Annotated in this window: 6 protein-coding genes, 3 tRNA genes and 2 pseudogenes; 7 read left to right on the plus strand and 4 right to left on the minus strand. The window is 55.5% G+C overall.

The window, feature by feature from the left end:
• Window positions 1–42 precede the first annotated feature (42 nt).
• The 3 genes and pseudogenes from mscM to rsgA form a co-directional block, all read right to left on the minus strand.
• A pseudogene (mscM, locus tag HA45_RS00120) lies at window positions 43–3377 on the minus strand (miniconductance mechanosensitive channel MscM).
• A 14-nt stretch (window positions 3378–3391) separates the two neighbouring features.
• Window positions 3392–4288: an archaetidylserine decarboxylase gene (gene asd / locus HA45_RS00125; RefSeq protein WP_100703264.1), complete on the minus strand. Its 897-nt coding sequence runs from the start codon at window positions 4286–4288 to the stop codon at window positions 3392–3394.
• A 93-nt stretch (window positions 4289–4381) separates the two neighbouring features.
• Window positions 4382–5428, minus strand: a complete 1047-nt coding sequence (gene rsgA / locus HA45_RS00130) for a small ribosomal subunit biogenesis GTPase RsgA (protein WP_100703265.1) — start codon at window positions 5426–5428, stop codon at window positions 4382–4384.
• A gap of 103 nt (window positions 5429–5531) precedes the next feature.
• On the opposite strand from rsgA, the gene orn reads away from it, so the two are divergent.
• From orn to HA45_RS00150, 4 genes are all read left to right on the plus strand, one after another.
• A complete protein-coding gene (gene orn, locus HA45_RS00135; protein ID WP_100703266.1) occupies window positions 5532–6080 on the plus strand; it encodes an oligoribonuclease in 549 nt (182 codons plus the stop codon).
• 170 nt (window positions 6081–6250) lie between these two features.
• Window positions 6251–6326: transfer RNA gene (locus HA45_RS00140), tRNA-Gly, on the plus strand.
• Window positions 6327–6475: 149 nt separating this feature from the next.
• Window positions 6476–6551: transfer RNA gene (locus HA45_RS00145), tRNA-Gly, on the plus strand.
• A gap of 30 nt (window positions 6552–6581) precedes the next feature.
• Window positions 6582–6657, plus strand: a tRNA-Gly gene (locus HA45_RS00150).
• A gap of 434 nt (window positions 6658–7091) precedes the next feature.
• Here HA45_RS00150 and queG read toward each other — a convergent pair.
• Window positions 7092–8229, minus strand: a pseudogene (queG, locus tag HA45_RS00155) (tRNA epoxyqueuosine(34) reductase QueG).
• Between queG and nnr the strand changes: the two are divergent.
• Genes nnr through amiB form a run of 3 tightly spaced genes read left to right on the plus strand, consistent with a single transcriptional unit; the run spans window position 8228 to window position 11871 of the window.
• Entirely contained in the window at window positions 8228–9745 is a 1518-nt protein-coding gene (nnr, locus tag HA45_RS00160) for a bifunctional ADP-dependent NAD(P)H-hydrate dehydratase/NAD(P)H-hydrate epimerase (protein ID WP_100703268.1), read from the plus strand. The pseudogene queG and the gene nnr sit on opposite strands and share 2 nt — an antisense overlap.
• 3 nt (window positions 9746–9748) lie before the next feature.
• Window positions 9749–10225, plus strand: coding sequence for a tRNA (adenosine(37)-N6)-threonylcarbamoyltransferase complex ATPase subunit type 1 TsaE (gene tsaE, locus HA45_RS00165; RefSeq protein WP_100703269.1), 477 nt, complete (start codon window positions 9749–9751; stop codon window positions 10223–10225).
• Window positions 10222–11871 carry an N-acetylmuramoyl-L-alanine amidase AmiB gene (gene amiB, locus HA45_RS00170; protein WP_100703270.1) on the plus strand — a complete coding sequence of 550 codons (1650 nt, stop codon included), beginning with the start codon at window positions 10222–10224 and terminating at the stop codon, window positions 11869–11871. The genes tsaE and amiB overlap by 4 nt, the downstream gene beginning before the upstream one ends.
• Window positions 11872–11908 lie beyond the last annotated feature (37 nt).

The raw sequence follows: 11908 nt of genomic DNA on the forward strand, positions 1-11908 counted from the left end.
CCAGTCGAAAAACAACGCCCGGTGATGACCGGGCGTTGTCATTTATAAGCCGCCAGATTTGAAGGTTTGGCTGGACGGTGATCCATTGCTGGCCGGCGTTTTGCGTCCCAATGTTTCCATACGCACCTGGAACGGTGGGAATGGCATCTCAATACCGTGCTCTTCAAACCCGCGCAGAATCAGCTGATGCAGTTCATGGCGCAGCGGCATGCGGTGCCCCATCTCGGCAGCGTGCACACGCAGTTCAAACAGCTGAATGCCTTGCTGCAAATCTACTAAAAACACTTCTGGCGCCGGCATATCTAACACGTAATTGCAGCGCTCAGCAGCCTGTTTTAGCACCGTTGTCACTTCTTCACTGCTCACGTGCGCCGGCGCCGGAATGGTTAACACCACGCGCGTAACCGAATCCGACAGCGACCAGTTAACGAACTGTTCGGTGATAAAGGCCTTATTCGGCACGATAATCTCTTTGCGATCCCAATCGGTAATCGTCGTGGCGCGGGTATTGATGCGGGTAATGCTGCCGGTCAAATCGCGAATGGTCACGGTATCGCCAATACGAATCGGCTTTTCGAACAGAATAATCAGGCCAGAGATAAAGTTGGCGAAGATTTCCTGCATACCAAAGCCCAGCCCCAAACCTAACGCGGCGACCAGCCACTGCAGTTTCGCCCATTCAACGCCAATGATGGAGAAGCCGACTAACCCACCAATCAACATCAGCACGTATTTGGTCAATGTGGTGATGGCATAGCCGGTGCCGGGTGTCAGGCTGAGATGTTGTAACAGCGCGAGTTCCAGCAGGGCAGGCATATTGCGCACCAACTGGGTGGTAATAATGAACACCAGAATGGCGATCAGCACCGCACCCAGTGTAATCGGCTGCACGCTTTCAACACCCTGCACCGTGGTGCTGGCATCCCACAGCGGGATGTTGTCGAGGAAACTAAAGGCCGAGTGGATTTCTGACCACAGCACAATCACCGACACCAGCGCGATCAAGGTCAGAATCGAACGCACCAGGCGCAGCGACTGGGCACTGATCTCATCCAAATCCAGGCTCGGTTCTTCAATTTCGATGGTATCGGCGTTGGCGGGCGTTTGTTGCTCTTTCTCATCTTCACTGCGCGCACGGTTGGCCAGCATATCCGCGCGGCGTTGACGGGCGCGATCAAAGGCGATGCGGCGTCGCTGGATCAGCATCCAGCGGCGAATGATGTGATAAATCACCAACAGGAAGAACCAAATGCCAACCGAGGTTTCCAGACGCGCCAGCAGTGCCTGCGCCGTCGCCAGATAGCCGATACAGGAAGCCAGCGCCGCGACCAGCGGAATGGCAATCATCAGGTTCCACAAAATACGGTTGACGAAATTGTCACCGTTGCCTTCTTTATCCAGATACAGCGGAATACCGGCGCGTTTCAGGCTGACGGTAACAATGCTTAATGCGCCACAAATCAGAATAAAGCACAGGCGCCCGAGCGTGCCGGAGAACTGCGGATCGTCGAGATTGGCAAAGGCAATCAGCAGCATGATCAGCGGCACAATCAGGCCGACCGTCAAGGAGTAGTAGCGCATGGCACGTGCTACCCGCGCTTGCGGCCAACGAAAATGCACCACAAACAGGCCATCGTGACGGGCAAAGGCAGCACTGATCATAAAGGCCCACAGCAGCGGTAACGTGGCGGTGATGCCATCGCCGATTGCCACGGCAAACGGATACGGCCACGCGTGCTGCAAACCAAAGCCCAGCGCGGCCCACAACACCGGCAGCGGCACCGCCACCAGAATTGACCAGAACACCGTACGCAGCGTCAGGCTAAAGCGATCCTGAGTCACTTTGCCGACTTTGTTGGCTGAACGGGCCATAAAATCATTGAAATGACGACGAGAACTGATGCTAAAGCCCACCAGCAGCACCGCGCAGATAATAGGCATCACGGTTTCTTTGCTGGTAAACATCATCGCCAGCGCTTTGCCGAGTTGCCCTAAGGTATCCAGCGACAGCAGGCGGGTTAAATCACGCGCCACATCAATCGGATACTTCAGGTCGATGGCGCTGACATCCGCGGTCCAGAACAGATAACGGTGGGTGGCTTCTTTCACTTCACCTAAGGCGTCCTGCAACTGCGTATTCGACACTTTCAGCTTGGTGATTTCCAGGATCAGCGTATCGCAGCCGGAAATCAGTGAATTGAGCAGCTCACGCTGGGTTTTCAACTGCGCATCGAGAATACGGGTTTGTTCGCTGGTAAACGGTGTACCGTCATCCTGCTTCTCTTTACGCAGATCTTTTTGCCGCTCCAGTAAATCTTCATAATGCAGCCGCTGCACGCGCAGCTGGCCCATCTCACTGTCGATCTGCTGCGACTTCGGCATATCCGGCAGTCTTGCCACCTGCGCACGCAGGGCCTCACCTAACAGATTGGAAGCGCCCAGCCACTGCGATTGTTCGCGTAGCGTGCTGAGAGCCTGACGAACTTGTAGGGTTTGATTAGTGGCCAGTCGCTGTTGCGAGGCGACCAAATCCATGCGCTGGGCTTGCGCATTCAGGTCGGCGGAGAGTTCACGGTTCACGCGGAACTGGTCGCTGATCGAAGCCGGCAAATCGCCGCTGTTTTCCGCCAGTTGCTCGGTACGCTCCAGCGCCAGTTCCGCTTCGCGCTGACGTTGATTGTTGAGCTGATTGCGCAGCGATTGCAGATAGTTATCCAGCTGCGTCACTTTGCGCTGATGCACTTCCGCCCGCATACGCGCCAGTTCCTGACGGTTATTGGCGGACAGCTGTGCCAGCTCTAACTCATCGACACGCGCTTTGTTGGCGGCATTCTCCGCCAGTCGGGCATAAATCTGCGCCTGAGCCAGCGGCGTGGCGGCCGCAGAAAAGCCCTGAGCGCGGCGATCGCTTTCGGTCATCGCCCGGCGTGCGTCGGTTTGCTGCTGCGGTAATTGTGAAAGTGAATCGCTGATCTCACGTGCGCGATCCTGCTCTTGCTGCGCCTGGCGGCCTTCTTCCAGCAGTTGGCTGCTGATTTGCAGGATTTCCTGATCCAGCTCGGCGCTGCTCATGTTATTGCGCACCGCTTTACTGCTGTCGGTCAGCGTGGCGATCTGCTGACGCAGTTCACGCGCCAGCCGTGGAAAATCATCAATCACCTGCTGATACTGCCTGGCGCGCTCCAGCGATTCATCGCGCTCGGCAAGAAAATTGATCGCCGCTTCCAGCGCCTGCACCTGCTCGGTTTGTGCCGGGGAAGCTTTAGCGGATTTAGCCGTATCCAGTTCCTGCTTAAGCTGGCTGGCGGGCGGAACGGTGGCTGCAAAACAGAACTGCTGAGCACCAGGCTCAGCAGTAGAGAGAGAAGAACGCGCACGGGAGAGGTTCCGGTTATTCAGCGAGCGGGGCGCTGTCGCCGGGCAGCGGCAGGGCTATCGCCAGCGGTTGACCAAGACGCGTTTTGCTTTCGGCTTCAAGACTTTCCGCCAGCTTCACGCGACCAGGAGCAAACAGATTGACCACGGTTGAGCCCAGTTTGAAGCGCCCCATTTCCTGGCCTTTCAGCAACACTACCGCGCCCTCATGATCGGCAGCAGGATAGCGCCAGCGTTTGATCACGCCTTCACGCGGCGGCGTAATGGTTCCTGCCCACACGGTCTCAATGCTACCCACAATGGTTGCACCCACCAGGATCTGCGCCATCGGACCATGATCGGTATCGAAAATACAGATCACGCGCTCGTTACGCGCAAACAGGTTCGGGATGTTACGTGCGGTCAGCGGATTGACAGAATAAAGATCGCCCGGCACATAGATCATATCGCGCAGAATACCGTTACACGGCATGTGCACACGATGGTAGTCACGTGGCGCGAGGTAGGTGGTAATGAACTCACCATCAATGAATTTTTCGGCCAGGTCGTCGTTACCGGCCAGCAATGCCTGCAACGTATAGTAGTGACCCTTGGCCTGGAAGATTTGATCGCCTTCAATACGACCTAACTGGCTGACAGCACCATCGGCAGGCAATGCCAGCAGTGACGCATCCGGATCGATTGGGCGCGCACCCTCTTTTAATGGGCGCACGAAGAAGTCGTTAAAGGTGCGATAGCTGCCGGTGTGCGGTTTACTGGCTTCCGCCATGTTCACTTTGTAGTACCAGACGAAAATGTCGATGACCGCTTTGGTCAGCCAGCCACCACGACGGCTGGCGCCCCAGCCGGCAAGTTCAGTGAGCCCTTTTTTGGGCAGAATATGATTCAGGCCGAGTTTAAAACGATCAAGCACCGTTGCCTCCTGGCTTAATTACGCTTGGTTGACAGAAAAGGGGGCGGATTGTAGCAGCGCCCCGTTCAGTTGGCGAATGTGCCGTTGTACCCGTTAATCCTGATTGTCGGAAAAGTTTTTACGCGTTTTTACCTGCGCCATGCTCTCCAGAATACGGTGGTAGTTTTCGAAACGCGCGAGCGCAATGGTGCCATCAGCGACTGCGGCACGGATGGCGCAACCCGGATCGTTATCGTGCTTACAGTCACGGAATCGGCAACTGCCAAGAAACTCACGGAATTCGACAAATCCGCGGGTAATTTGTTCCGGCTCGAGATGCCATAAACCGAATTCGCGCACGCCGGGTGAGTCAATCACATCGCCGCCGTGTGGGAAATGGTAAAGACGCGAAGCCGTGGTGGTGTGCTGACCAAGACCTGAGACGTTAGAAACATCATTGGTCAGGATCTCATCTCCTGCGACATCCAGCCCCAGTAGATTGTTTAACAGGCTGGATTTCCCGACGCCGGATTGACCGGCAAAAATGCTGACGCGGCCGGTTAACGCCTGTTCCAGTTCCACCAGTCCATCTTTCGCATGGCTCGACACCATCAGAACGCGATAGCCGATGTGGCGATAGACATCCATCTGCTGATCAACCAACTTGCGGGTTTCACCGTCCAGCAGGTCGATTTTATTCAGCACCAGCAGCGGCTCAACGCCCAACGTCTCACTGGCCACCAGGTAACGATCGATGATGTTCGGTGACAGCTCAGGCAGGATCGCTGATACGATTATGATCTGATCAATGTTGGCGGCGATCGGTTTGACGCCATCATAGAAATCCGGGCGGGTTAAAACGGTTTTACGTTCGTGAACCGCTTCGACGATCCCTTTGCCGCCACCAATAGCAGCACGCCACACCACGCGGTCGCCGGTAACCAGCGAACGAATGGTGCGACGAATGTTGCAGCGATGCACTTCGCCTGCACTGTCTTCCACGTCTGCGTGCATGCCGAAACGGCTGATCACCACGCCTTCGGACGCTTCACCAAACAGATTATCATCCGGCTCCGGCTTATCGCTCCGTTGCTGCAGACGACGCTGATGGTTGGCGCTTACGCGACGTTGTTGACCCTTCGACAATTTATTTTTGCTCACGCATCCTCTCACGGCTTTCGCCAGGCTTCGCCCCGCTGGGCAAAACGTCTATGATACACCTGAAACGAGTGTAATGACGACTTTGGCAACAGGCGGGAAACGCATGACATCTGGAAATGAAAATAATCTGATTTGGATCGACCTGGAAATGACCGGACTGGATCCGGAGCAGGATCGCATTATTGAGATCGCCACGATCGTCACCGATGCCAATCTTAACATCCTGGCGGAAGGTCCGGTGTTTGCTGTACATCAGTCTGACGCGCAGCTGGCGTTAATGGACGAGTGGAACGTGCGCACCCACACCAACAGCGGTCTGGTGGAGCGCGTTAAGGCGAGCGAGTATGACGATCGCGCCGCAGAGCTGGCGACGATTGAATTCCTCAAGCAGTGGGTGCCCGCAAATACGTCGCCGATTTGCGGCAACAGCATTGGCCAGGATCGTCGCTTCCTGTTCAAATACATGCCGGAGCTGGAAGCCTATTTCCACTACCGCTATCTGGATGTCAGCACGCTGAAAGAACTGGCGCGTCGCTGGAAACCCGATATCCTGCCGGGCTTTAAAAAAGCGGGCAGCCATCAGGCGCTGGATGATATTCGCGAGTCTGTTGCCGAGTTGGCGTATTACCGCGAACACTTCTTGCAGCTTTAATCGGCTAAGGGTGCGCAGGAAATCATCAGGTTGCTGATTAAAGCAGCAAACGCACTGAAAGCGCAAAATTTTGCTTTTAGACTCTTGCGACTGAAAGGATTTCTCGTATAATGCGCACCCCGTACCGGTGAAGAATTTACAACGGTGCGCAGCAGTAATACGAAGATTATGCGGGAATAGCTCAGTTGGTAGAGCACGACCTTGCCAAGGTCGGGGTCGCGAGTTCGAGTCTCGTTTCCCGCTCCAAATCTTAGTGGTTTAGCAAGACACCAAAATCAAGTATTTCGGTTTGCAACAAGGCGGCAACTGAGCGAATACCATGGAGCTTACATCAGTAAGTGATCTGGTTGAGTGAAGGAAGCCAACGCAGTGGCAAAGTGAAAGACGACGATTATGCGGGAATAGCTCAGTTGGTAGAGCACGACCTTGCCAAGGTCGGGGTCGCGAGTTCGAGTCTCGTTTCCCGCTCCAAAATCTGTTTTAGTTAGTAGTAACCTCTTTGCGGGAATAGCTCAGTTGGTAGAGCACGACCTTGCCAAGGTCGGGGTCGCGAGTTCGAGTCTCGTTTCCCGCTCCAGATTTTCATATTCACTAATGTTATTTGCTCTCGGGCGTATTCAGTCTTAAAACTGCTGCAGTCTTCATTGATCTTATGCGGCCTGGTTTTTTTCTGGAAATTTTGCGTACCGCATTAGCACCAACGATGCCTGTAGTCTGTTGCAGTTATCTTACAGGTTATCCACAATGCGCCTGCAACGTGCTGACGGCGTTTTACCCTATCTGCAAAACTGTTTTAAACAGAGTTATCCACAGGCTCTGGACAGACCCCTGCGCGCCAAACTCTACATAAAAGTTTACAGTAATAACCTAACCAATTGTTTTATATTGGTTTAATGGTATTTCTGTCTGTGAATTGTCTTGCTAGACGATATAACGATCCTCGTCACTATTCGGCTTTATAATTTTATTCACAGCATGTGGAAAAGCATTTTATCCTGCGCATCTGGTCAATCACGCATCACGGGGTAAGCCTTTTTCTACTGCTCGAACCAGCCGCAGTTTCTTTGCCGGCTGAACATTAACAGCCTGCGCCGCGCGTTTCTCTATCTGTTGCGCGATGGCCCACTCAATATGCTCATCAAGCAGCGTGTGTTCACCACTGCGCGTTTGCAGTGCGGCCAGATTTTCTTCTGCCCAGGGCGCGTTGCCCAATGCCACCGCAATATTCCGCAGCCAGCGTAAGTGACCAATGCGTCGAATCGCTGAACCTTCTGTCACGCGCAAAAACTTCGCCTCGTCCCATTTAAAAAGATCCACTAACGGCGGGGCGTGCAACACCGCGCGCGGCGAGAAATCATCTTCATCGGTCAACTGGCCATAACGATTCCACGGGCAGATGAGCTGGCAATCGTCACAGCCGTAGATGCGATTGCCAATCAGCGGACGGAACTCTTCAGGAATTGCGCCTTCCAATTCGATGGTGAGATAGGAAATACAGCGCCGGGCATCCACCACATAAGGCTCAACGATGGCAGAAGTGGGGCAAATGGTGATGCAGGCGACACAGCGACCACACTGCTCTTCCTGTGGCTGATCGACCGGCAGCGGCAAATCAATCAGTAACTCGCCGAGGAAGAACCAGGAACCGGCTTCACGGTTGAGAATCAATGAGTGTTTGCCGGTCCAGCCCAATCCCGCTTTAGCCGCAATTGGCCGTTCGAGGATGGGGCGGAATCGACAAAGGGGCGAAAATTGAGTTCACCGCAGTGAGCCTGGATCATTTCTCCGAGCTTTTCAGTCGATTGCGCAATACTTTGTGATAATCGCGGCCCAGCGCATAACGGCTGACATAGCCTAACTGTGGATTTCTTAAGGTGCTGGCAAACGCCGCTTTGGCCGGAAGGTAGTTCATGCGAACGCTGATGACGCGTAAAGTGCCAGGCAGCAATTCATGCGGACGCGCGCGCATCATGCCATGGCGCGCCATCCAATCCATCTCGCCGTGATATTGCTTCTCTAGCCAATCCTGTAATTTGGGCTCTTCGGCGCTGAGATCGGTATCACAAATACCAACCTGCTGAAAACCGAGTTCACGCCCCCACTGTTTTATCAGTTGGGCAAGCTGTTGAAGATCGAGAGGGTATGACATGAGAAACCAGGCAATTGAAGCAAACCCGCGCAGTTTACCACACTCTGTCTGGCCTGCGCAGGCGATAGGGCAACTGGAGCGCGATGCGGCAGACAGCCTGGGGTTAACCTTGTATGAATTGATGCAGCGAGCCGGGCAGGCGAGCTATGAGCTGGCGCGGGAACAGTGGCCACTGGCGCAGCACTGGCTGATTTTGTGTGGCCACGGTAATAACGGCGGCGATGGCTATGTGGTGGCGCGGCTGGCGCAGGCCGCGGGGCTGGAAGTGACGCTGCTGGCATGCGCAGGGCGTAAACCGTTGCCACAGGAAGCGCAGGCGGCACAACAAGCGTGGCTGGATGCGGGCGGAGTGATTCACGCGCCCGATGCGGCATGGCCAGAAAGCGTTGATGTGATTGTCGATGGATTGCTCGGCACCGGCATCAATCGTGCACCGGCTGCGCCCTACGATGATCTGATTAAAAAGGCGAATGCCCATCCTGCCCCGATACTGGCGCTGGATATCCCTTCCGGGCTGGATGCGGCAACCGGCACCGCATCAGGCGTGGCCATCGTAGCCCATCACACTCTCAGCATGATCGTGCTGAAAACGGGGCAGCTGACGGGCAAAGCGCGTGATTACGTGGGCCAATTGCACTGTGATGCCTTGGGTTTGGACGCTTATCTGGCTGGTGAAGCCGCGCCTGTGGCGCGCTATGACGCGCAGGACCTCGCGCGTTGGTTAACGCCGCGTCGTGCGACCTCACATAAAGGCGATCACGGTCGTCTGTTGATTGTGGGGGGAGATAAGGGCACCGCCGGGGCCATTCGGATGACGGCGGAAGCGGCGTTACGCAGTGGTGCTGGGCTTGTGCGCGTGCTGACGCATGAAGATAATATCGGCCCGATTCTGACCGCGCGACCGGAGTTGATGGTCGATACGCTACGTGAGGAAACGCTGGAACAGGCGCTGCAATGGGCAGACGTGATCGCCATCGGGCCAGGACTGGGACAACGTGATTGGGCTCAGAAGGCGCTGAAAAAGGTAGCGGCCAGTGAAAAGCCGATGCTTTGGGATGCTGATGCGCTTAACCTGCTGGCAATCAAGCAGGATTACCGTCAGAATCGCATTATTACGCCGCATCCTGGCGAAGCCGCACGCCTGTTGGGCGTTAAAACCAGTGACATTGAAAGTGACCGCTTACATGCGGCGCAAGAGCTGGTGAAACGCTACGGCGGCGTGGTGGTGCTGAAAGGTGCGGGCACCATTATTGCCAGCGCGGCAGGTGAAATCGCGATTGCCGATGTCGGCAATGCGGGCATGGCATCCGGCGGCATGGGCGATGTGCTCAGCGGTATCATCGCCGCCATGCTGGGCCAAAAATTAACGTTACTTGAGGCAGCCTGCGCGGGCTGTGTCGCACACGGTGCAGCAGCAGATGCGGTTGCCCGGCAGCGCGGCACGCGTGGCATGTTAGCCACTGATTTGTTCGAACTGCTGTGGCAGTTTGTTAATCCAGAGATGATCCAACAATAAAGCATGAAGACCTGTGTTATCCCTTTGCCCGATGAGGCGGCAACCCTGAATCTGGGTGCCCAACTGGCCCGCGTATGCAGCAGCGCGTTGGTTATCTATCTTTATGGCGATCTCGGCGCCGGAAAAACCACCTTTAGCCGGGGGTTCCTGCAGGCGCTCGGCCATCAGGGCAATGTCAAAAGCCCAACCTATACGCTGGTGGAGCCGTACGAACTCGGCTCGCGTACCCTTTATCACTTCGATCTTTATCGTCTTGCCGATCCCGAAGAACTGGAATTTATGGGCATCCGCGATTACTTCAGTGGGGACGCGCTGTGTCTGGTGGAGTGGCCGCAGCAGGGCACGGGTGTGCTTCCTGAGCCCGACCTGGCGCTGACGTTGCGCTATGTGGATAACGCGCGCGAAGCAGAGATCACGGCTGTTTCAGCGCTGGGCGAAACGCTGTTTGAACAGTTCCAGCAAGGCAGGGAGCAGGCATGATTTCAAGGATGAAAGGGATTCTGCTGGCCGCGCTCTGCGTGTTTTCTGCTTCAGCGCTGTCTGCCACCTTGTCGGATATCAAAGTTGAAAACGGTGACAGCCAGGCGACGGTGACGCTGAGCTTTAACGGCCAGCCGGTGTATGGCTTCTTCCCGCTACATAACCCCAATCGCGTGGTGTTGGATATTCGTCAGAGCGGCGCGATCAAGGGCTTACCGCTCAACTTTAGCGGCGAGAACATCGTACAACGCATCCGCAATAGCCAACCGAAAGACAAACAGAGCATTCGTTTGGTCTTTGAATTGACGCAGGCTACGCACACGCGGGCCACGACGCAACGTGACGGCAATCAGTATCGCGTGGTGTTTACCCTGAAAGGGACGCAACCGGCAAAGCGCAGCACCGCTGTTGCGCCGGTCACCACCGCGCGTCAAAGCGAAAGTACGGCCAACCCATTTAACGCCAACCAGGTCACTGCCGTCACCAGCAGTAACACCACGGTACGTCCGGGCGAATCGGTTTCCCGCAACGATACGGTGATTGTGGCGATTGATGCCGGACACGGTGGTCAGGATCCGGGCGCATCGGGCCAGCATGGTTTGCACGAAAAGAACGTCACGATTGCCATTGCGCGTAAGCTGAAAGCGCTGATGGATCGGGACCCCATGTTTAAGCCGGTGCTGACACGTAACGGCGACTATTTTATTTCGGTGATGGGCCGTTCCGAGGTGGCGCGTAAAGAGAATGCCAACCTGCTGGTATCGATTCACGCCGACGCCGCGCCAAACCATTCGGCGACCGGCGCATCCGTTTGGGTGCTGTCAAACCGCCGCGCCAATAACGAAATGGCTAACTGGCTGGAACAGAAAGAGAAACAATCCGAACTGCTGGGCGGGGCAGGCGATTTGCTGGCTAACAGCCAGGCCGATCCCTACCTGAGCCAGGCGGTGCTGGATCTGCAGTTCGGTCATTCACAGCGCGTTGGCTATGACGTCGCGGTGAAAGTGTTACAGCAACTGCGTGGTATTACGCAATTGCATAAACGTTTACCGGAACATGCCAGCTTAGGCGTGTTGCGTTCCCCGGATATCCCTTCTTTACTGGTTGAGACTGGCTTTATCAGTAATGCGGCGGAGGAGCGGCTGCTGGGTAGCAGCGCGTATCAGGAGAAGATTGCACAGTCGATTTATAAAGGACTGCGTAATTATTTCCTTACGCATCCGCTGCAATCGCTCCCAAAGGAGGAGAACCGGCCGCTGGACAGCACACCAGCGGTTAGCGTTGCCAGCAACCCGGCGACCGGCACCGTGCAATACACTGGCGCTACACAGCGTCATACGGTGACACGCGGTGAAACACTGTCTGGTATTGCCGAGAAATATGGCGTCAGCATGGCAACATTGCGCGACCTCAACAGCCTGAAGCGCGATGTGGTGTGGGTCGGGCAACGTTTAAAAGTGCCGGCCAAATCGGGTGTCAACGTCACCGCTGCGAGTCGCCCATCGCGGCACAAAGTGGTGCGCGGGGATTCGCTCACCGGGATTGCCGCCCATTATGGCGTCAGCCCTAAAGCCATCATGCAGGCGAATAACATGAAGTCGAGCAATGTGATGCTGGGGCAAAACTTAAAGATTCCACAATCCTGATTGCTGGCGCTGCGGCGCCAGTCCGTTTAAAGGATCA

This window comes from Pantoea rodasii (assembly GCF_002095465.1).
In the GTDB taxonomy this organism is placed as follows: Bacteria; Pseudomonadota; Gammaproteobacteria; order Enterobacterales; family Enterobacteriaceae; genus Pantoea; species Pantoea rodasii.